The organism is Mesorhizobium sp. M1006 (assembly GCF_040318825.1).
In the GTDB taxonomy this organism is placed as follows: domain Bacteria; phylum Pseudomonadota; class Alphaproteobacteria; order Rhizobiales; family Rhizobiaceae; genus Mesorhizobium.
Window position 1 is genome coordinate 26,456 of sequence record NZ_JAMYMZ010000001.1, and the last position, 21,937, is coordinate 48,392.

Genomic DNA, 21,937 nt, shown 5'->3' on the forward strand with positions numbered 1-21,937 from the left:
CGCCTTACGTGGAGAGATGTTTTGATGGTGGATGGCCGCAACTCCGGAACGGGGGGAAGGCCGTATCGAGGGTAGTCTGCGTCAAACATGGCCCACCATCGCCCGTGTAATCGTTGCACGGGCAGTTGCCGTGCGCCTCTATGTGCGCGTTGCAAGGGTTCCCGAACCCAAACCCATCATCAGGTAAAGTTACTCCCGCCCGCGCCAGTAGGGCCGCGGCTTCTTTCCGCGCGCTGATGATCAAGAACGCGGCCTTTTCCAGGGCTTCCGATTGTTCGCGCGTGAGACCCTCCCGAGACAGATATTTAAACATGTGTCACTCCCTCAGATTTGGATTCGCCAAATGCCTCAATTGGGAAAGCAAGCATGCTTCAATTTGCACACCGCTCGACTTGTTCGCTCTTCAACGTGGCGCTATTCGTTGCGACGTGGCGCTAAGGACAGCTAGTCGCCCATTTTGGTCTCCTTGAACGAATGATCCCTTGCTGAAGTTGATCAGGCGAAGTTGACAGGACCGGACTTACGGATGGCTTACGGAAGTCACGCTGATCGGCGGCAGGTGACAAGACGGGCGCCGTTCGCACGCTTGCCGCGCTCGGCATGGACGAGTTTTGCCAGCCGGGGAGTGAGGTAGGCTTGGCGCGCCAAAGCTGAATAGTCGGCAGTGCCTGGATGGGGCGCGTTTCCACCCGCAGCCGAATTCGAACTGACTTTGTCCACGTCCTCGATCATCTGCTCGGCGATCGACGCAGCGATCGCCGAGCGTCCGACTGCAGGACGCCCGGCGATAGTTCTACCTTACCCCTTGCGCAAATCCGCTTGCGCCAGATCGAGCGCCGTGGCGATGCGGTCGCAGGCCATGTCGATCGTCTCGCGCGTCCAGATCAGCGGCGGCGACAGGATCATCGTGTCGCCGGTAGCGCGCAGCATCATGCCCTGGACAATCGCGTGGTCGCGAACCATCACCGCCGCGCTGCCGGCAGGCAGGAAGCGCTCCTTGGTCACCTTGTCCTTGACGATCTCGATCGCCCCCATCAGCCCGAACGAGCGCACCTCGCCGACCAGATCGTGCCCACCGAGACGTTCCTGCAGCGCCCTGGCGAAGTAAGGCCCGGTGTCGTTCCTCACGCGCTCGACCAGGCCTTCGCGCTCGATGATCTCGAGGTTCTTCAGCGCCACCGCGCAGGCCACCGGATGCCCGGCATAGGTGTAGCCGTGATAGAATTCGCCGCCCTTCTCGACCAGCGTCGCCGCGATGCGGTCGCCGACCAGCAGCGCCGACAGCGGCTGATAGCCAGAGGTCAGCGCCTTGGCCGTGGTGATGGTGTCGGGCTCGACATCGAAGGCTTGTGCGGCGAACCACTCGCCAGTGCGGCCATATCCGGTGATGACCTCGTCCAGCATCAGCAGGACATCGTATTTGCGGCAGATGCGCTGCACCTCCGGCCAATAGCTCATCGGCGGGATCTTCACCCCGCCTGCCCCCATCACCGGCTCGCCGATGAAGGCGGCCACCTTGTCGGCGCCGGCTTCGAGGATGGCGTCCTCGACCGCTTTTGCCGCGCGCAGGCCGAAATCATGGTCGCTTTCGCCGGGCAGTGCGAGCTCATAGGCATAGGGCATCATCACATGGACGATGTTGGGCACGGCGCCTCCGAGCTGCTTGTGCATCAAATCCATGCCGCCGAGCGAGGCGCCGGCGATGGTCGAGCCGTGATAGCCCATCTTGCGTGAGATGATGCGGTTCTTCTCGGGCCTGCCTTCCAGCACCCAATAGTGACGGACCAGGCGCAGCGCCGTGTCGTTGGCCTCCGAACCGGACGAGCCGTAGAACACCTGGTTGATGTGCCTTGGCGCGATCTCCGCCAGCTTTCTCGACAGCAGAACCGGCGTCGGCGTCGAGCATTTGAAGAAAGAGTTGTAGTAGGGCAACTCCTTCATCTGGGCGTAGGCGGCGTCGGCAAGCTCGTCGCGGCCATAGCCGACATTGACGCACCACAGCCCAGCCATGCCGTCGAGGATTTCCGTCCCTTCGGCATCATAGATGAACGGCCCGTTGGCGTGGGTGATGATGCGCGAGCCGGTCTCGCGCATCTCTTTGTGGTCGGTGAACGGATGAAGGTGATGCGCGGCATCGATCTGCTGAAGCTGCTTCAGCGAATAATTCTGGTAGGTCATGTCTGGTCTTTCCTCTTGAACCAATCCGGCAGCTTTCGCGCCGGGGCGGATTCGTCAGAGGACAGCGGGCGGCGAATAGCCGATGCGAGCGCAGAGCCGCAACAGCTCGGCGCGTAGCGTGCGCGACGACGGCGTCACCGCCACCCCAAATGCGCAACCCGATTTCGCCAGCCGAGCCATGCATGTACCTTAGGCTGCCTCGAGCCCTCAGTTCAAGCCGTGCCGGTCAAGCGACGCCGGTCAATTGGTGCCAGTCAATTGGTGCCAGTCAGGGCCCGCTGCAGGAAGACGTACTTCATCGCCGCCTGTGCGGCCTGCGGCCGCCGGTCGCCGCGTCCACCATGGCCGCCTTCGGTCTCCTCGAAGAACAGCGTCTTGCCGTGGCCGGCCGCCTGCAGCCGTGCCGCCATCTTGCGGGCATGGCCGGGATGGACGCGATCGTCGGCGGTCGAGGTCGTCAGCAACACCGGCGGATAGGCTGCATCCGTGTCTACATGCTGGTAGGGCGAATAGGCGGCGAGCCAGGCTGCCTCTTCCGACTTCGCCGGATCGCCATACTCGGCCATCCATGACGCGCCGGGCGGCAGCTCGGTGTAACGCAGCATGTCGAGCAACGGCACGTCGATGATCACTGCACCGAACAATTCCGGGTGCTGGGTCAGCGAGACGCCGGTCAGCAAGCCACCATTCGATCCGCCCTGGATGCCCAGTGTGGCGGGCGTAGCGATGCCGCGTTTGATCAGATCTTGCGCGACGGCAGCGAAATCGTCGAAGGCATTCTGGCGATTGGCCTTGAGCGCTGCCTGGTGCCAGTTCGGGCCGAACTCGCCGCCGCCGCGGATGTTGGCCTGCACATAGGCATTGCCCTTCTCCAGCCACAGCCTGCCGCGCACGCCGGCATAGCCGGGCAGCAGCGGCACTTCGAAGCCGCCATAGCCGTAAAGCAATGTCGGCACGGGTCCATGCAAGTCGCGCTTCCTGACGACGAAGTACGGGATCATCGTGCCATCCTTCGAGCGTGCCTCGAACTGTTCGGAGAGCAGGGACGACGCGTCGAAACGCGCCGGCTGCGACTTCACCGTTGCCAGCCCCGCAGCGTTGTCGTCCGACCAGATGATCGAGCTCGGCGTCAGGAAATCGGTGAAGGAGAAGGAGACGCTGGAACCGAAATGCTCGGCATGGCTGATGCCGACATTGCCGTTTTCGGGCAACGCCACGGGCTTGAACTCCCAGTCGCTGTCGCTGCGCTTGCCGGCGACGACCTTGCCGCGCACATTGTCCATCAAATTGATGAACAGCCGGTCCTGCGTGCGGGCAATACCGGCGATCGAGACACGGTGCGCCGGCTCGAGCACGGTATCGAGGGATCTGAATAGCCCGGTTTCGATCCAGCGCTCGAAATCGAGTGAATAGAGTCCGTCGGGCTTACACAGAGTGCCGCCCGGCGCAGTCCACGGGGTACGCACGCCGAAGACGAGCTGGCCCTTGAACAGCGCTGTATCGGTGACGTCGTCCGGCAACGGGATGCGCCTGTTCTCGCCGGAAGGCAGCCGCAGGAAACTGTGCGAGGCGAAGAAGTCGATGGTTCGGGCGAGGAAGACATGACGCTTGTCGCCGTCGAATTCGACGGACCCGCCGGCGGCAAGATCCTGCTTCAGCGCCTCGAAGATCGGCATCGCCGCTTCCAGTGGCGTGCCGCGCCGCCAAAGCTTGACCACGCGCGGATAACCGGACTGGGTCTTGTCGTCCTCCTCGAAGGCGGCGGAAACGATAACCGTGTCCTCGTCCAGCCAGCTAAAGCTCGATTTCGAGGCGGGAGCGCGAAAGCCGCCATCGACGAACGATCTGCTTTCGATATCGAATTCGCGCATCTCGCTGGCATCGCCGCCATCCGGCGACAGGTTGAGCAGGCAGCGGCTGAAGTCGGGGTAGAGCCGGCTGGCGCCGCTGAACACCCATTTCACCCCCTCTTTCGCCGCCAGACTGTCGAAGTCGATGATCGTCTGCCATTCCGGCTTGTCGGTCTTGTAGGAGGCGACGGTGGTGCGCCGCCAGAGGCCGAGTACGTTCGTCCGGTCCTGCCAGAAATTATAGACGTAGCCGTTGATAGCGGCCCCGACGGCGATGTTATCCTCGGCTGTCATCAGGTCGAGCGCCGTCTCGAACGACATCTGATAGGACGGATCACCCTGCAGCTCCCCGACCGTAACTGCATTTTGGTGATGCACCCAGTCGAGCGCCTGCTTGCCCCTCCTGTCCTCAAGCCAGAGAAACGGGTCTTCGGCCGCCGAACCCGGCTGGCCCTTGGTATTCGATTTGCTCATGAGGTCTCCGGTTGAGTCGGGTGGCGACATGCCCAAGATCGACATGGGGCCGCTTACATTCAAGTCATTCGTCAGAAACGGCGGCTTTCTGGCATTCACACCATCCGTCTTCGAATGACCGTTACAACTGCCAGCGCCAGGCAAATGGCACCGAGCGTCATTGGCAGGCCGCCGGCGCCAACAACATCCATGGCGCTGCCCGCCAGCGGCGGCACGGCGATGCCGCCGACGCCCCACATCAGCGAGAAGGCGGCGTTGCCGGCGACCAGTGCCGAGCCGGTGAACCGCTCGCCGAGTTCAATGATCGACATCGTGTAAATGCCGTAGGAAACCGCGCCCCAGATGAAGACGCACGGCCAGATCAGCGGCGTCTTGATGAGAACCGGCAACAGAACGCATCCGAGCACCGTCATCGAAACACAGATGAACCGCACCAGCCGCGCTGTCAGTCGTTCCGCCAGCAGGCCGAGCGGCACCTGCATAGCGATGTTGCCGGCGATCATCACCGACAGCAGCGCCGACATGCGCGCTTCCGCAATGCCATAATGTGTTCCGTAGACCGGCAGCAAGGCGAGCACCGCCTGTTCGAAACCGGCGGCCACGACGACGGCCGATAACAACAGCCAAGCCTGCGGCACGAACCCCAGGACCGAAACCCGGTGCCCGCTCTCGTCGACCTTGGGCAGCCGTGCCAGCACCGAGGCGAGGCAGGCGCCGCAAAACAGGAATGCGGCAATGCCGACGACGAACGGTGGCCACCCCTCGGTGCCGACGGCAAGCAGGCACAGCGGCCCCGCCGCAAAGCCCGCCGAAATGATGGTCGAATAGATGCCCATGACGCGGCCGCGGCGTGTCGGCGGCGCCAGTGCGATCACCCAGACTTCGCTCAGCACGTAGAGCGGGTTGGTGACGGCGCCGATCAAAAAGCGCAGAGGAAACCACAGATAGACATTTTGCGTCCAGCCGATCAGCGCCAGCACCAGCGCGGAAAGTGCCGCGCAAGTAAGCGCGGTGCGCCCTGCCCCGAAACGCCCCGCCAGCGCCGGAACCAGCGGCGACGAGACGATGAAGCCGATCGGCGTCATTGCCGCCGACAGGCCGATCATGGCCGGCGAGACGCCCTGGCGCTGCAGGATGAAGCTCAACAGCGGATAGCTCAGCCCTTGCGCGATGGCGAACACCGAGACGGTGGCGATCACGCCGGTGATCGCCGCCCATTGCACTGTCTCGCCGCTGTCCTGTTCCGCCCGGTCCATGATGCAGGACTAGCGTTTCGCTTTCATCGCGGTAAGCACCGGCAACGAAAACCGCTTGCGCCAGCCGGAAGAGAATAAGAGCCTGACGATCCCTCCGGCTGCCCTTTAGGCATGTCGCTTCCCTCGTCCTAGTGGTCGCCGCCTCCGCAATGGCTGGCCGGCCGGCAGTCCATTATGCCGCCGCATTGCCGCAGCGTACGAGGACTATCATGACCGCCGCCATTCAGCCCGCCGAACCTGCATTGGCAAACGACCGCGCCCGTCGCGGCGGCCGCGCGGGAAAGCGTGCCGGCGGATCGGCGGCGTTCGAGCAGCCGCCGTTTCGGCAGTTGAAGAACCCGCTGGCGCCGACCCGGCTGGTTTCCGACGACGAGCTGGAATCTATCCACCTCGCCTCTCTGCGCGTGCTGCGGGAAATCGGCGTCGACGTGCTGCATGACGAAGCCCGGCGCATCATGAAGGCGCATGGCGCCGATGTACGCGAAGGCGGCGAGCGGGTGCGCTTCGACAGTGACATGATCCTGGAACTGGTTGCGCACTGCCCGCCGGAATTCACCATCCACGCCCGCAACCCGGCGCACAACGTGCGCTTCGGCGGCGATAATCTGATCATCTCGATGATGGCGTCGGCGCCCAATTGCTCCGACGTCGACCGCGGCCGCCGGCCGGGCAACCAGCAGGACTACCGCAACTTCCTCAAGCTTGCGCAGATGCACAACATATTGAACTGCACGGGCGGCTATCCGGTCGAGCCGATCGACATCCATCCGTCCGTCCGCCACCTTGAATGCATACGTGACCTCGCCACGCTGACCGACAAGATGTTCCACATCTATTCGCTCGGCAAGGAGCGCAACGTCGACGGCATCGAGATCACCAGGATCGCACGTGGCATCAGCCATGAGCAGTTGCTTGCGGAGCCGTCGGTATTCACCATCATCAACACCAATTCGCCGCTCAAGCTCGACGTGCCGATGATGGAAGGCATCATCCAGATGTCGAGCAAGGGCCAGGTGGTCATCGTGACGCCGTTCACCCTGTCCGGCGCTATGGCGCCGGTGACGATTGCCGGCGCGCTGGTGCAACAGAATGCCGAGGCGCTGTCCGGCATCGCCTTCGCGCAGATGGTGCGCAAGGGCGCGCCTGTCGGCTACGGCGGCTTCACCTCGAATGTGGACATGAAGTCCGGCGCGCCGGCCTTCGGCACGCCGGAATATATGAAGGCGCAGCTGGTCGGCGGGCAGCTCGCCCGCCGCTACAACATCCCCTACCGCACCTCCAACACCTGCGCAGCCAACACGGTCGACGCGCAGGCCGCCTATGAAAGTGTGTTCTCGCTGTGGGGCGCCATCCAGGGCGGCGGCAACCTGATGATGCATGCCGCCGGCTGGCTCGAAGGCGGCCTGCGCTGCTCCTATGAGAAGACCATCCTGGATATAGACCTGTTGCAGATGGTCGCAGAGTTCCTGACGCCGCTCGATCTTTCCGAGGAAGCACTCGGTTTCGACGCCATACAGTCCGTCGGCCCCGGCGGCCATTTCTTCGGCACCCAGCACACGCAGGACCGCTACAAGACCGCGTTCTATGCGCCTATTATCTCGGACTGGCGCAATTTCGAGAGTTGGGCGGAGGCCGGATCGCCGACGGCGCTCGAAAAGGCCAATCGCGTCTGGAAGGAACGGCTGGCCTCCTATGAAGAGCCTTACATGGATCCGGCAATCCGGGAGGAGCTCAACGCCTTCGTCGACAAGCGCCGGGCCGAAGGCGGCGCGCCGACCGATTTTTGATCATCTGATGAGTAGTCGACCCCCACTCCGTCTTGATGGCAGGCTGGCCCGAAACATCGCTGTATCCCATCTCCGCTTTGTTTTCGCGCCCCGCTCACTCGATTCAATCTCTTCAAAAACGGATCTATCTTCATGAAATCTCATGCAAAAGCGGTTGTCATCGGCGGCGGCGTCGTTGGCTGCTCGGTGCTCTATCATCTGGCCAAATCTGGCTGGACCGACATCATGCTGATCGAGCGTTCGGAGCTCACTTCCGGCTCGTCCTGGCATGCGGCGGGCGGCTTCCATACGCTGAACGGCGATCCCAACGTCGCCAAGCTGCAGGCCTATACGGTGCAGCTTTACAAGGAGATCGAGGAGATTTCCGGCCAATCCTGCTCGCTGCACCTGACCGGCGGCGTGATGATGGCCGACACGCCCGAGCGCATGGACTTCTTGCGGCTCGCCCACGCCAAGGGCCGCTATCTCGGCATGGACACCGAACTGATCACGCCGTCCGAAGCCAAGGCAATGTTCCCGCTGATGGACGAGACGAATTTCGTCGGCGCCATGTGGGATCCAGTCGAGGGCCATCTCGACCCTTCCGGCACCACCCATGCCTATGCCAAGGCCGCCAGGAAGCTAGGCGCCGAGATCGTACTGCGCAACCGCGTCGTGGAACTGACGCAGGAGGTCGACGGCACCTGGAACGTCGTCACTGAGCAAGGCACAGTCAAAGCCGAGCATGTGGTCAACTGCGGCGGCCTGTGGGCGCGCGAGATCGGTCGCATGGTCGGCGTCGAACTGCCAGTGCTGGCCATGGAGCATATGTATCTCCTGACCGAGCCGATGCCGGAGGTCGAGGAATTCAACAAGTCGACCGGCCGCGAGATGATTGGCGTGCTCGATTTCAAGGGCGAGATCTATACCCGCCAGGAGCGCAACGGCATCCTGCTCGGCACCTATGAAAAGGCCTGCAAGCCGTGGTCGCCGGTCAGCACGCCCTGGGATTTCGGCCACGAGCTGCTGCAGCCAGACATCGACCGCATCGCGCCGTCGCTCGAGATCGGCTTCAAGCATTTCCCCGGCATCGAAAAGGCCGGCATCAAGCAGATCATCAACGGCCCCTTCACCTTCGCGCTGGACGGCAACCCGCTGGTCGGCCCGGTGCAGGGCCTGACCAATTTCTGGTGCGCCTGCGCCGTCATGGCCGGCTTCAGCCAGGGCGGCGGCGTCGGCCTGGCGCTGTCGAACTGGATGGTCCATGGCGACCCCGGCTTCGACGTCTGGGGCATGGACGTTGCGCGCTTCGGCGAATGGGCAACGCTGCGCTATACCAACGCAAAGGTCCGCGAAAATTATTCGCGCCGTTTCTCCATCCGCTTTCCCAACGAGGAATTACCGGCGGCAAGACCAGCGCAGACGACCCCGCTTTACGACACCATGATCGCCAACAACGCCGTCATGGGCGACAGCTGGGGTCTCGAAACCCCGCTCTGGTTCGCGCCGAGAGGCTCGGAGCCGAAGGACGTTGTGTCCTTCCACCGCTCCAATGATTTCGGCCCGATCGGCGAGGAAGTGCGCGCCACCCGCGAGAAGGTCGGCGTCACCGAGATCGCCAACTTCGCCAAATACGAAGTCTCCGGACCAGGGGCCGAGGACTTCCTCAACCGTCTGATGACCAATCGCATGCCGAAGACCGGCCGCATCGTGCTGACGCCCATGCTGAACGAGTTCGGCCGGCTGATCGGGGACTTCACCATCGCCAAGGCGAGCCCAAGGGGTGGGGAAGAACGCTTCATGATATGGGGTTCTTCGGCAGCGCAAAAATACCACATGCGCTGGTTCGAGAAGCATCTGCCGAAGGACGGAAGCATCCGCATCCACCGCTTCGACCAGACGCTGGTCGGTCTCTCCATCGCCGGGCCGAAATCCCGCGACCTGCTGCAGAAACTGGTCGATGTCGACATCTCGACCACGGCCTTCCGCTTTATGGATTTCCGCGAAATGGCGGTCGGCGGCGCGCCCTGCATGGTCAATCGCATCACCTACACCGGCGACCTCGGCTACGAGATATGGATGGCGCCTGCCTACCAGCGCTTGGTCTACAAGGCGATCAAGGAGGCTGGCGAAGAGTTTGGGCTTGTCGATTTCGGCATGCGGGCTTTGCTCTCTATGCGCCTTGAAAAGAACTTCCCGACCTGGTTCCGCGAGCTACGTCCGATCTACGGACCGTTCGAAGGCTCGATGGACCGCTTCATCAAGCTGGAGAAGAACGACTTCATCGGCCGGGAAGCAGCGGCCAAGGAACAGGCAGAAGGGCCGAAACTGCGCCGTGTCTCCTTCATCGTCGATGCCGCGGATGCAGACGTCATGGGCGACGAGCCGATCTGGGCCAAGGTCGGCGGCAAGGATTACGGCACCGTGGAAAAGCCGCATGGCTATGGCGCGCCGCGCTTCGACGCGGGCGGCAAGGAAGTGCGCGGCTCGAACGCCGCCGAAGGCGCGTCTGCCGTGCGCGGCATTGTCGACGGCGACTGGCGCGTGGTCGGCTGGGTCACCTCCGGCGGCTATGCGCATTATGTCGAGAAGTCGATGGCGCAGGGATATGTACCGGCGGCGCTTGCCGAGAACGAGAGCGCCGGCCTGTTCGAGATCGAAATCCTCGGGCACCGGCGTCCCGCACGCGTCAATGTCGAACCGCCTTTCGACCCGAGCGGCGAAAAGATGAGGACGTAGGCGCAGCCAGCCGGTCGCATTGTGCGGAGCATACTCTTCATGCTAGCGCAGCCGGCAACACTCTGCTGGCAAGGGCGATGAGATTTCATTGAAGTACAATCTGAGATGGGCCGAGTGGCTGGCCGAGGGACGGATCGGCCCCTTCCCGGCGGCGATCGTCATGGTCGCGGCTTACTTTGCCTTGCAGACCATCATACTGTCCCTGTTGAGCTCTTGGGCGGGAACCGGCGTCGGCATCGATGATGCGGAGCAGCTGATCTATGTTCCGTATCTCTGGGCTGGATATGGCGGCTCGCAACCACCCCTGTACACCTGGATCAACTGGCTGGCCGCGCATGTTTTCGGCACCAGTATCTTCACGCTGAAGCTCGTCAAATACTCCGTGCTGTTCCTTGCCGCCTGCAGCGTGTTCGCCGCCATGCGGCGGTTCAGCTACACCAAAGCGACAGCGGCGGCGGCCATGTTCGGCCTGTTTACGATCCCGCAGATCGTCTGGGAATCGCAGCGCGCCTTGTCGCATTCCGTCGCCGTCGTCGGCTTCTGCTCGCTGCTCCTGCTGGCCATGGCCTATCTTCTCGAGCGGCGAAGCATGATCGCCTATGCGGCGTTTGGCCTGGCCACGGCGGCGGCAATTCTTGCCAAATATAATGATGTCTTCCTCGTGGTGGCCCTTGTTGCGGCCGTGCTGTCGCTGCGCGAATGGCGCAGCGCGATTCTCGATCCGAAGTTCGCCATCAGCATAGCGGTCGCGATATTGGTGCTGGCGCCAACCACCTATTGGAGCCTCATGCATCCCGCCGATTTATTGTCGAGAGGCGAGAAGTTCGGAATAGACGCGCAACAAGGGCGCGTGGCGGCGGCCTTTGTCGGCGCCGGCAAGTTTATCATGGGCACCTTCAATTTCGCGGTCTTGCCGGTGCTCGTTTCCGCCCTCACGTTCTGGCTGGCGAAGTTCCGTTTCTCCGAGCGGCACCCGAAAGGTCCGGCAAGGGAAATTCTGTTGTGGCGTACCTTGGCGCTCGGCTTGGCCATGCTTGCAGTACTTGTACTTGCCACCGGCGTGACGGTGGTCAAGGACCGCTGGCTGCTACCGGTCCTGTTCATGTTGCCGATGGCCATCGTCGCCACTATGGAACGGCTGGCGCCGCGCGGCAGGAATGCGCAGCTCCTGGTGATCGCGGCTGGAGCGATCATCGCCGTGCTGCTCGCGCCCGCCACCTGGTACGTCCAGATAAACGGGACCAGTGGCCTCTCGCGGATGATCCGCGTGGATTACCCCGCCCTCTATCGCCAACTGACTGCGGACGGACCGGTCAAAACCGCAATATCTGATGGTGCATGGGTCGGAAACCTGCGGTTGGTCGATGAAAACCTGGTCGCACTTGACCAGGAAGTGCCTAATTTCGAAACGCTGATGCAGGAGCCGGCCGTACTCGTCTGGCTTGACCGAGACGATCCGCGTCCGGTCATTTTGGAGCAGCTCAAAGCGGCCGGCTATGAGCCGGACGGCCAACCACGGCAAATGATGGTTCCGCTGTTGCGCGGCACCGGCAAGTCCGCCCGGGCCGGCGCCTATGTAAGATTGAAGAGAATGGCGGTGGGAGAAACCACCGCGCCCAAGGAAGGCGTTAGCGGAGGAGCCGAGGGTGGACAGGAACCCGACTGACCGGCCCCGTCATCACCGCAAGATCATGCCGTTCGAGCCGGACGGCTCGAACGATGTGCTGCACAAAAAATCGCGGCTGAAGGCCGCTGAACTCAACCAGCATGCGCTGGGCTATGGAGCGCTGGCGGAAGTCGAATGGCAGGCGGCGGGCATTGCTGCTCCTGACCTGCCCGCCATGCGCCGATATCGGCTCGAGCGCATCCGCGCCGAGCTGAAGCGCCGCGACTATGCGGGAGCCCTGCTCTACGATCCGGTCAATATCCGCTATACCACCGACGCAACCAACATGCAGCTCTGGGTCGCACACAATCGGACCAGGCATTGTTTCGTTGCCACCGATGGCCCGGTGGTGCTGTTCGACTATTTCTCCTGCGAGCACCTTTCCGATCATTCCGGCGTCGTCGACGAGGTGCGGCCGGCGGTGTCGTGGGCTTATCTGTACAGCGGCGAGCTGACCGGCCAAAAAGCCCGCCGCTGGGCAGCCGGCATCGCCGACCTGGTATTGGAACATGGCGGCGGCAATCGCCGCATCGCAGTCGACCACATCAATCCCGAGGGCATCGAAGAGCTCGCCCGCCTCGGCATCTCGACCGGCAATGGCGAGGCGGTGATGGAAAATGCGCGGCTGATCAAATCGCCCGACGAAATCCTTGCCATGCGCCGGGCGATCGCCGCTTGCGAGGCGGCAATGGGCGAGATGGAGAAGGCGTTGAGGCCTGGCATCTCCGAGAACGAATTGTGGGCCGAACTCCATCGCGGCAACATCGCGCGCGGCGGCGAATGGATCGAAACCCGGCTCCTGTCGTCGGGTCCGCGCACCAATCCATGGTTCCAGGAGTGTTCGTCGCGGACGATCAAGGCCGGCGAGCTCGTCGCTTTCGACACCGACCTGATCGGTCCTTACGGCTTCTGCGCCGACCTTTCGCGCACCTGGCTTTGCGGTGACGCGCCGCCGTCGCAGGAGCAGCGCGACCTGTTCCGCATCGCCGCCGACCAGATCGCCCACAACACGGAGCTGATGCGGCCGGGCATATCGTTCCGCGACCTCGTCGAGGGCTCGTCAGTGCCACCGGGAGACTGCTTCCCGGCCCGTTACGGGGTGCTCTATCACGGCGTCGGCCTTGCCGACGAATACCCGACTTTGCCGCATGCTGGCGACTGGACCGACGACACACCGGACGGAGTGCTCGAACCTGGCATGGTGCTGTGCGTCGAGAGCTATATCGGTCGGCTTGGCGGCTACGAAGGCGTCAAGATCGAAGAACAGATCCTGATCACTGAAACCGGCTACGAGAAGCTTTCGACCTACCCGCTCGACAATCGGCTGCTTGGCGGCTGAGCGATGCTAATGCATGTCGCGCAAAACTGTGCAGCGGCTTTGCGATAACGACATGCATAAAACAAGAATCTAAAGCGCGTCGCATGAGGCCGACCGAACGCGACGCGCTTTACGTGAGCGCCGCGATCGCCTCGCGCATCGCGGCGACGATCGTTTCCGGCGTCGTCCTGGCGGTGATGAACGGCAAGCCTTTGCGCCGCCTTGTCCAGCCGACGACCGTCACCTTCTGCGCCGCCGGCTCGAAACGCTGCGCCAGCGCCCAGCTCTCGCAATCGATCGCCGCGACGTCCGCCCTGCCCTCGGCAACGGCAACGATCGAAGCACGGTGCCCACAGCTTTCGCTCAGCCCGGAAAAGATATCCAAACTCTCGCCCAATGCTTGCAGGTCGCGGGCTGGCGCGATGATGCCCGACATGGAATCGAGGCTGTTGAAGGTGAAGCGCTTGCTGCGAAGCTGATCGAGCGGAATGACGGCACCGCCGTCGGCCGGCGCCCTTGCCGGCGGTGCCTCGCCCGCCCTCATGACGATGGCGCTCGAATAGAGTTCGCCCTGTCCACCCTTGAAGGCGTCGTAACGCGGCTGGCCGATGAGCTGGACACGCTGCGACAGGCCGAGTTCCATCGGTCCCCAGCAGGTTTGTGCAAAGAGCAGCGCCGGATGCAGCCAGAGCTGGTGAAAATCCAGTTCGTCCGGCGGCAATGTCGCCGGATCGGGCGCGATGGGTTTTCCCTGATCATCGCGAATACCGCCAGGTACGGGGGGCAAATCGCCGGTGCGGCGGATGATCGTCTCCGGCGCATCGATGCCTTTTTGCCTGAAAGCATCGCGCAGCCGCGCCCATTGCGCGTCGACATCGTCCCGCGCTTCCGGCCAGTCGTACATCGGCAAAGCCGCAATGAATTCGCTCATGCCGGGATTTGACCGTTATGCGGGGAAATTGACAAGGTCAGGAAAGCGTCGTCCGCGCGGCACCGCCTGCAACAACGCAAGAATCATTCTTTCGGCGGCTCGGCGGGTACCGGTGCGCTGCCAAGCCCATTGAGGCTGCGTGCCCTGACGCGCGGCTTGAATGCGCGTCCTGGTTCCGGCATGCGCCGCAGCACGGGATGGACGACCGGCTCCTTCGCCTTGAAGGCATAGGCCTTGAGCAGCGCGAAATAGTTCGGATAGGCGTAGCCATTGTTCATCCGCAGCCATTCGTCGCGGCGGTCGGCGAACAGCTTCGGCAGCCTGTACCAGGCCACCGTCGGGCTCTTGTGATGGACGAAATGCAGATTGTTGTTGAGGAACAGGAAGGACAGCGGCGAGCGCTCGACGATGATCGTGCGGCCTTCCGGATGTTCAGACCATTGGTGCTCGGCGTAGGTGCGGATCGAAATCAGCGACTGCCCAAGCCACACCGGCACCAGTATGTAGAGCCATAACGGCATGCCGAAGCCGAACTGCACGACAGGCAGCACCACGACGAGGCCGATCGCATGCAGCAGCCATGCCTTGCGGATGGACTTGTCGCCCGCGGCAACCTGCTTGGCGTCGTCGATGAAAAAGCCGATGCAGGAAAGCCACGGGCCTAGCACCAAACGCCCGATCATCGTGTTGTTGACCTTCAGCAGGAATTTCATCGCCGACGGCAGCTCCTCGTGCTGCCAGAGAGCCTTGTAATAGCTTTCGGGATCATCGAGCGGATCGGTCAGGCGCTCGTCTGCATGGTGGCGCAGATGAATGGTCTTGAACCGGCGAAACGGCCAGACAAGGCCAATCGGCAGGAACACAAAGGCTTCGTTGAGCCGCGCATTCCGGGTTGGGTGGCCGTGCAGGACCTCGTGCATCAGCGAGGATTGCAGCGCCGCAATCAGGGTCAGAAAGGCGAGTGCCAGCAGCGGGTAAGAGGGCCAGAGCAGGAAGCCGGTAGCGAGCCAGCCGCCGTAGCAGAGAAGTGCGAGAAATGCTGTCGGCCATTCGATGGCCATTGCGCCGTGTCGCCTGTTGCCCATGCTCGTCATGCTATCGACCACTGCCTTCCAGTCGCCGGAACCCGTTTGATTCCTGACAACATTGTGTCAGGAGCGTTGCGTCGGCGCAACGCGATAAAGCGCACAAACTGTTGCGATTGCGCATTTTCAGCTGCATATGTTATGTATTGTAAACAGCCAACAGGATTCATTTGCGCCTGAAGCCCGCGTTCGCGGCTTTAAGCGCAAATTTTTCCTCCTATTGAATGGGGTAGCGATTTGGATAAGCGCGACCTGTCGACGATCTTTCGCGAGCGCCTGAAAATGCTCTTGACAAGGTCCGATTTGAACCAGTCGGCCTTCGCCGCCGCGGTTGGCATCGACCGTTCGGCGCTGTCGCAGCTGCTCTCCGGCGCCTCGATCCGCCTTCCCCGCGCCGAAACGCTGCTCAACATCGCCGCCGAATTCAAAGTCTCGCTCGACTGGCTGCTCGGCCTCAGCCACGACGAGGGCGTCACCGGTGAAATCCGCGAGAGCCTTGAGATCGAGGAGGCGCCGGACGGCTTCGACCGCACGCTGCTGGCTCGCTGGCATGCCGAGGCGGCGGGAACGAAAATCCGCTACGTGCCGGCCGGCATTCCCGATCTTCTGCGCACCGAGGCGCTTGTCGACTACGAAGCCGTTATCGCCAACAAGAGTCGCGAGGCACAGGCCGGCGAAACGCAGTACCGCATCGACTACAACCGACGGCCCGAAACCGACATGGAAGTCTGTATGCCGCGCCACACGCTGGAGATCTTCGCGCGCGGGCTGGGCGTGTGGGACCGCTTTCCGGAGGCCGACCGCCACCAGCAGCTCCTGCACATGGCGACGCTGCTCGACGACCTCTATCCCACCTTCCGCCTGTTTCTCTATGACGGGCGGATGCGCTATTCGATCCCCTACACCATCTTCGGGCCCTATCGCGCCGCCATTTACGTCGGCGACATGTATCTGGTGCTGAACGCCACGCAGCCGATCCGCATCCTGACCAGCCATTTCGACAATCTGATCCGTGCCGCGGACGTCAACGCGCATGAAGCGGCCAGCTTCACACGAAAGCTGGCGGAGATGCGATTTTGACCGGTTGCTCTACGTGCCGACATTGACGCCACATAAAGAATTCTTTATATCCTTATCTCAGTTATTCTTCCGGGAAGGCGTATTTCACATGACCAATCCGATCGACGCTCTGCTTGCCGAAAAGGGCGTCCTGCTCGCCGATGGCGCCACCGGCACGAATCTGTTCGCCATGGGCCTTGAGGCCGGAGAGGCTCCCGAGCTCTTGAACGAGACCGCGCCCGACACCATCACCAGCCTGCACCAGAACTTTGTCGATGCCGGCGCCGACATCATCCTGACCAACTCTTTTGGCGGCACCCGCCATCGGCTCAAGCTGCACCACGCGCAGGACCGGGTCTATGCGCTGAACAAGCGCGCGGCCGAGATCGCAAGCGCCGTCGCCGGCAACGCCGGCCGCAAGGTGATCGTGGCCGGCTCCGTCGGCCCGACCGGCGAGCTGCTGGTGCCGCTCGGCGCCATGACCTATGACGAGGCGGTCGAAGCCTTTGCCGAGCAGATTGAGGGGCTGAAGGCCGGCGGCGCCGAAGTCGCCTGGATCGAAACCATGTCGGCGCCTGACGAAATCCGCGCCGCCGCCGAAGCCGCCATCCGCGTCGGCCTGCCCTATACCTATACCGGCTCCTTCGACACCGCCGGCCGCACCATGATGGGACTGCTGCCGAAGGACATCCACGGCGTCGTCGATGGCCTGTCGCAGACACCGCTCGGTGTCGGCGCCAATTGCGGTGTCGGCGCCTCCGACATTCTCGCGTCGCTGCTCGACATGACCGCGGCGAAGCCGGAAGCAACGGTGATCGTCAAGGGCAATTGCGGCATTCCCGAATTTCGCGGTGCCGAGATCTACTATTCCGGCACACCCGAGCTGATGGCCGACTATGTGCGCCTCGCCGTCGATGCCGGCGCCAAAATCGTCGGCGGCTGCTGCGGCACCTCGTTCCAGCACCTCGCCGCAATGCGCAAGGCGCTCGATGCGCACACCAAGTCGGATCGCCCGACCGTCGAGCAGATCGTCGAACGCATCGGCCCGATGCGCAACAAGCAGGCTACGGTCAATGTCGCCGAGACCAGCGAAGCCCGCCGCGAGCGGCGCCGCGGACGCGCCTGACCCTTTCGTCTGCGACATGGTCCGCGCGAAGCAGTGCGGCCGCGAAAAAAGGCCGGCAAGGTTTCCCTCGCCGGCCTGCCTCACCCGCCCGTAGGCCGGCTCCCCCTATCAGAACGATCCCATCTGAAAGAAACCGGCCGTCATTGCCACTACCGGTTACCGCCGAGCGCCGAGGCAAGGCGCACGAGCGAGAGGAACTCGGACCTGTACCCAAATGGGTCGGCTCCCCTGGCGGCGGTGGCAATCTGCATGATCTTGTCGTAGCCGAACTTCGCGGTAGCATCCTCGTCGCGCAGCTTCTGGCCGAAGGCAGCAACGGCAACAGAGAAACGCTGGTCGGTGCTGGCCTGATCGAACGACGCCACCTCGTTGGCTGACGTTACCGGCGTGGTGATCAGCTTCGAGGTGTCCTCGTTCGGCAGCTTGTAGCGGATCTTGACGAAAGCATATTCGTCGGCATTGGCGACACCGCCATTGTTCACCGAGGCCTGGCCGTAGCGCAGTTGGTCGATCTGTTCGCCGCCGCTGCCCTTAGGCGTGATCTCGTAGATCGCGGTGACTGAATGACCTGAGCCGATCTCGCCGGCATCGACCCGGTCATTGTTGAAATCCTCGCGGTTCAAGGCGCGGGTTTCGTAGCCAATCAGCCGGTACTCCGAGACCTTGTTCGGGTTGAACTCGACCTGGATCTTCACGTCCTTGGCGATGGTGAACAGTGTCGAGGAGGCATCCTCGACCAGCACCTTCTCGGCCTCCGCCAATGTATCGATGTAGGCAGCAGTGCCATTGCCGTTCTGGGCGATGGTCTGCATCATCTGGTCGTTCAGATTGTCGCGGCCGAAGCCGAACACCGACAGGAATACGCCTGTCTTGCGCTCCTTTTCGATCAGCCGCTTCAGGTCGTCGTCGTCGGTCTGGCCGACATTGAAGTCGCCATCGGTGGCGAGCATCACCCGATTGATGCCGTCCTTGACGAAGGATTTCTGCGCCAGCCTGTAGGCTTCCTTGATGCCGGCCTCGCCTGCCGTCGAGCCGCCGGATGTCAGATTGTCGATGGCAGCGAGGATCTTGTCCTTTTCCGAAGCCTTGGTGGGCTCCAGCACGGTACCGGCATCGCCCGCATAGGTGACGATCGAGACGGTGTCGTCAGGTCTCAGCTTGTTGACCAGCAGTCGGAAGGCCGACTGCAGGAGCGGAAGCTTGTCCTGCTCGTTCATCGACCCCGACACATCGATCAGGAAGACCAGATTGGCCCTGGGCTGCTCGGCCGGCTTCACGTCGAAACCCTTGATGGCGACATGCATCAGCCTGGTGTGCTCGTTCCACGGTGTCGGCATGACGCTGACGGTCGAGTTGAACGGCGTCGAGGCGGAGTCCGGGCCTTTCCAGTCATAGGGGAAGTAGTTGACCATCTCCTCGACGCGAACCGTGTCGGCCTGCGGGATAAAGCCTTCCTTGAGCGAGCGCCGGACGAAGGAATAGGAAGCGGTGTCGACATCGATCGAGAAGGTCGAGACCGGGTCTTCAAGCGCGGCATGCACCGGGTTGGTCTTGAAATTCTCGACGCGGTCGCGGTTTTCCTCTTGCGGCAGCATCTGGTCGGCCGGCGCAGCGGCGGGCTGCTGTGCCATCAGCTTGGGCTCGGCAACCGTGCCAGGCATCCGGCCGACCCGCGCGCCGCCATCGGCTGAAGGGGCCGCGGAGCTTGCGTCGCCGTTCAACGCAAGCTCGCTGCTCGGCTGCGGTTCGGGTGCATTGCGGCTGAGCACATCCTGCTGCGTCAGCCCGCCGACTGCGGTCGATTCCGCCTTCGGCGGCGATGTCGGCGCCACAAGCGCATCGCCGGTGTCGCGGCTTTCACTGTCGGCGTCCGCCTTCTTCTGCTTGTCCGCTTCGGCAACGACCGGCGGTTTGACGGTCGTCGGCTTGTCAGCCAGCGTTTCGGTGATCTTATCCCCGCCGAATTCGGGCCCGTCGAATTTGGATTCCCCCAGCATATAAATGGTAGCGTATCCGGCGATCGGCAGGGCAACGAGCCCGGCAATGGCCGGCGTGGCGAAGAGTTTCTTTTGCATGATTTCGCTCCAGAGCCTTTGTGCTCGCTCTGTGAGACGAAGCCCGCTCACCGATCCTTGGGCGCCCGGCAAAGTTTTTTCTTCCATGTCATAGGCGCGCAGCGCGGCCTGGAGGGCACGCGCCTTTGCGTCCGCGTCCGGCGCCGGTGCTGCGATGTCGCGCAGTCTGTTCAGTTCGTTGTCGTCGACCATGGTCACACTTCCCCGGCTGAACGCATCAGCGTCTTCAGCCGTTTCTTCGCTTCATGGATGTGCCAGGAAACCGTTGTCTCCGAGATCGCCATCGCCTCGGCGGCGGCGGCGTGGCTCAGCCCTTCGCCATAAACCAGCAGCACCGCATCGCGCTGCTTGTCCGGCAGCTTGCGCACCGCTGCCCAGAGCGGCTCGGCCGGGTCTTCCGGCTCAGACGAGATTTCCCCCGAAATCAGCGCATAGGCGCCATAGGCCTCGGTCTTGACCGTCTCGCGGGCGGTCTTGCGCATCATGTCGCGCGCCGCATTCAGCGTCATGATGTAGAGCCACGTCGTGAAGGCACCGCTGCCGTGATAGTCGCGGATCGCCCGCCCGAGCCGGACGCAGACTTCCTGGGCGATGTCCTCGGCGTCGGCCTTTTTCCCGCACCAACGATAGGCGGCGCGATAGACGAAACCATAGTGCCTTTCGAGCAACTTGCCGAAAGCACCCCGGTCTCCGCCCTTCGCCCGTCCGATCAGTTCGGCGTCGGAGGCTTCGCTTTCGTCCAGCATCATCGCCATCATTTGCCTGTTGGACGAAGGCTAATGGCGGTTCCTTGGGGTGATGGAAAGAATTTTTTGGCGGGCGGTCACGTCGTAATGGTTGGCGTGACTTGGCCGAGCGTCTCCGCAAACAGCGTCGTCAGCCGCTTCCAGTGGCGTTCGGCGCCGGCTGCATCGAAGGCACTATGGTCCGGCATGCACCAGCCATGCGCCATGCCGGCATAGTTCTCTATGACATGATCGACCTTGGCGGCGCGCAGTGTTTCGGCGAGCCGCGCCGATTGCTCCGGCGGAAAGCTGCGGTCGACACCGGCAGTGCCGATTTAGACCCTTGCCTTGAGTGAGGCGGCCTTCCGGTGCGGACTGTCGGCGGCGTCACCGGCCAGATTGCCACCGTGGAAACTGGCAGCAGCGGCGATGCGGTCGGAATAGGTGGCCGCCGCGTTCAGCGCCCGCGCTCCGCCCATGCAGTAGCCGACAATGCCGACCGGCCCGGTCAGGCCTTGGGCAGCGAGCGCATCGAGGAACGCGCCGCTGTCGCGGATCGTCATCTCCTGGGTCGTGCCGCCGACGAGACCTGTGATTGCGGCCTTGCTCCTCTCGTCACTGAACGCAGTCTTGGCTTCGAAAGGGCCGTAGGGCGCGTTGCGGTAAAAAAGGTCCGGCACCAGCACCGCATAGCCTTCGTCGGTAAGCCTTTCCGCCATCTGGTCGAGCGCCGGTCGCGGGCCAAAAGCGTCCATGTAGAGGATGATCGCTGCCTTGGCTGGGGCTGCCGAGCGGAACAGCCCGGCTTTGGCCACGCCGTCACTCGTCTTGATCTGGATCGCTTGCTTGGCCATCGCCCGCTCCGTTGACATGTCGTGCGATAGATATCCGCGCTGACCGTCGCCGCAAGCTGTAATGAGGCGATCTGCTTCAAGATTTCGTGCGGCATTCGGCGACGCTACAGACGCGCGAATGCTGCCATGTGAAAGGCCTGAACCTCGGCCGGATAGCGATAATCGGTACCGTAAGGACAGGCGTTGCGATCAAGGCAGCCGCCGGTCCGGCAGGGCGCGCCGTTTTGCCCGCGCACATGGGCCAGACAGGTTTCATGTGCAAAACCATTCGCAGAATAAGCCTCGACCGGACAGGATTTCAGGCAAGGTTTTTCCAAACATGTATCGCAAAGGTGAACCACCTCGTGGGGTTGTTGGAGCGCAATCTCATTTTCGAACAGCAGCGCGCCGCGATAGGCGTGCCAGAGCCCGTATTGCGGATGCATGAGGATGCCGAGCGGCGACGGCCGCAAGCCCTCCGCCCGCACCGCCCATTGCTGGAACGGCAGATACGGTCTGTCGGACGGTGACACGGCGCGCGCCCCGAATTTTCCGGCCACCGCGCCGATCACTTCGCGAGACCATCTGTCGAGCGGATCGTCGATCGGCTGTGACTGTTTCTCCAACCAGCGCAGGAAGTGCGGCCAAGGTGCGGCACCCGCCTGCCCCACCAGCAGAACGGATCTGGCGGCAGCGCCGGAGAGACCGGAGGGTTTTTCTTCAGCACCTGCAAAATTGAAGCCGCCGCGAAGCATAAGGCCATGGACGGAAAGTGCCGCCGCGATTGTTTGAGTCATGCCGCGCTCGGGATCATCCCTTCTTGTCCGGGTCGGAGAAGGCGCTCCGCCAGACTTCC

General features: G+C 62.8%; 15 protein-coding genes and 1 pseudogene. 6 read left to right on the forward strand and 10 right to left on the reverse strand.

What is annotated here, in order from left to right:
- Positions 1 to 4: 4 nt before the first annotated feature.
- The 4 genes from NKH60_RS00150 to NKH60_RS00165 form a co-directional block, all read right to left on the reverse strand.
- Positions 5 to 313, reverse strand: coding sequence for a DUF6422 family protein (locus NKH60_RS00150; protein ID WP_352831052.1), 309 nt, complete (start codon positions 311 to 313; stop codon positions 5 to 7).
- Positions 314 to 798: 485 nt separating this feature from the next.
- Positions 799 to 2,178, reverse strand: a complete 1,380-nt coding sequence (locus NKH60_RS00155) for an aspartate aminotransferase family protein (protein ID WP_352539670.1) — start codon at positions 2,176 to 2,178, stop codon at positions 799 to 801.
- A 254-nt stretch (positions 2,179 to 2,432) separates the two neighbouring features.
- On the reverse strand, positions 2,433 to 4,502 hold the full coding sequence (locus tag NKH60_RS00160) for a prolyl oligopeptidase family serine peptidase (protein ID WP_352831053.1): 2,070 nt from the start codon (positions 4,500 to 4,502) through the stop codon (positions 2,433 to 2,435).
- A gap of 95 nt (positions 4,503 to 4,597) precedes the next feature.
- Complete coding sequence (locus tag NKH60_RS00165; RefSeq protein WP_352870819.1) at positions 4,598 to 5,758, reverse strand: MFS transporter; 1,161 nt, start codon at positions 5,756 to 5,758, stop codon at positions 4,598 to 4,600.
- A 209-nt stretch (positions 5,759 to 5,967) separates the two neighbouring features.
- Here NKH60_RS00165 and NKH60_RS00170 point away from each other — a divergent pair, with 209 nt between their 5' ends.
- From NKH60_RS00170 to NKH60_RS00185, 4 genes are all read left to right on the forward strand, one after another.
- Complete coding sequence (locus NKH60_RS00170) at positions 5,968 to 7,545, forward strand: trimethylamine methyltransferase family protein (protein ID WP_352470303.1); 1,578 nt, start codon at positions 5,968 to 5,970, stop codon at positions 7,543 to 7,545.
- 132 nt (positions 7,546 to 7,677) lie between these two features.
- Positions 7,678 to 10,263: a GcvT family protein gene (locus NKH60_RS00175; RefSeq protein ID WP_352470302.1), complete on the forward strand. Its 2,586-nt coding sequence runs from the start codon at positions 7,678 to 7,680 to the stop codon at positions 10,261 to 10,263.
- A gap of 88 nt (positions 10,264 to 10,351) precedes the next feature.
- Entirely contained in the window at positions 10,352 to 11,929 is a 1,578-nt protein-coding gene (locus NKH60_RS00180) for an ArnT family glycosyltransferase (protein WP_352831057.1), read from the forward strand.
- Between the two features lie 25 nt (positions 11,930 to 11,954).
- Positions 11,955 to 13,268 carry a M24 family metallopeptidase gene (locus tag NKH60_RS00185; protein ID WP_352831278.1) on the forward strand — a complete coding sequence of 438 codons (1,314 nt, stop codon included), beginning with the start codon at positions 11,955 to 11,957 and terminating at the stop codon, positions 13,266 to 13,268.
- Positions 13,269 to 13,377: 109 nt separating this feature from the next.
- On the opposite strand, the gene NKH60_RS00190 is transcribed toward NKH60_RS00185, so the two are convergent.
- Both NKH60_RS00190 and NKH60_RS00195 read right to left on the reverse strand, forming a co-directional pair.
- Positions 13,378 to 14,178: a phosphate/phosphite/phosphonate ABC transporter substrate-binding protein gene (locus NKH60_RS00190; protein ID WP_352539667.1), complete on the reverse strand. Its 801-nt coding sequence runs from the start codon at positions 14,176 to 14,178 to the stop codon at positions 13,378 to 13,380.
- 83 nt (positions 14,179 to 14,261) lie between these two features.
- Positions 14,262 to 15,272 (reverse strand): fatty acid desaturase, encoded by a 1,011-nt coding sequence (locus tag NKH60_RS00195; RefSeq protein ID WP_352539666.1) that lies wholly within the window; start codon positions 15,270 to 15,272, stop codon positions 14,262 to 14,264.
- A 228-nt stretch (positions 15,273 to 15,500) separates the two neighbouring features.
- Between NKH60_RS00195 and NKH60_RS00200 the strand changes: the two genes are divergently transcribed.
- The gene (locus tag NKH60_RS00200; RefSeq protein WP_352452091.1) at positions 15,501 to 16,343 is read left to right on the forward strand and encodes a helix-turn-helix domain-containing protein; all 843 of its coding nucleotides are present in this window, start codon (positions 15,501 to 15,503) and stop codon (positions 16,341 to 16,343) included.
- An 88-nt stretch (positions 16,344 to 16,431) separates the two neighbouring features.
- The gene (gene bmt, locus NKH60_RS00205; protein WP_352831061.1) at positions 16,432 to 17,448 is read left to right on the forward strand and encodes a betaine--homocysteine S-methyltransferase; all 1,017 of its coding nucleotides are present in this window, start codon (positions 16,432 to 16,434) and stop codon (positions 17,446 to 17,448) included.
- A 149-nt stretch (positions 17,449 to 17,597) separates the two neighbouring features.
- Here the strand turns inward: bmt and NKH60_RS00210 are convergent, their stop codons facing one another.
- The 4 genes and pseudogenes from NKH60_RS00210 to NKH60_RS00225 form a co-directional block, all read right to left on the reverse strand.
- Positions 17,598 to 19,715 (reverse strand): vWA domain-containing protein, encoded by a 2,118-nt coding sequence (locus tag NKH60_RS00210; RefSeq protein WP_352831063.1) that lies wholly within the window; start codon positions 19,713 to 19,715, stop codon positions 17,598 to 17,600.
- A gap of 2 nt (positions 19,716 to 19,717) precedes the next feature.
- Positions 19,718 to 20,278 (reverse strand): RNA polymerase sigma factor, encoded by a 561-nt coding sequence (locus NKH60_RS00215; RefSeq protein WP_352539663.1) that lies wholly within the window; start codon positions 20,276 to 20,278, stop codon positions 19,718 to 19,720.
- Between the two features lie 68 nt (positions 20,279 to 20,346).
- A pseudogene (locus NKH60_RS00220) lies at positions 20,347 to 21,102 on the reverse strand (dienelactone hydrolase family protein).
- Positions 21,103 to 21,206: 104 nt separating this feature from the next.
- On the reverse strand, positions 21,207 to 21,836 hold the full coding sequence (locus NKH60_RS00225) for a hypothetical protein (protein WP_352539661.1): 630 nt from the start codon (positions 21,834 to 21,836) through the stop codon (positions 21,207 to 21,209).
- Between the last annotated feature and the right edge of the window lie 101 nt (positions 21,837 to 21,937).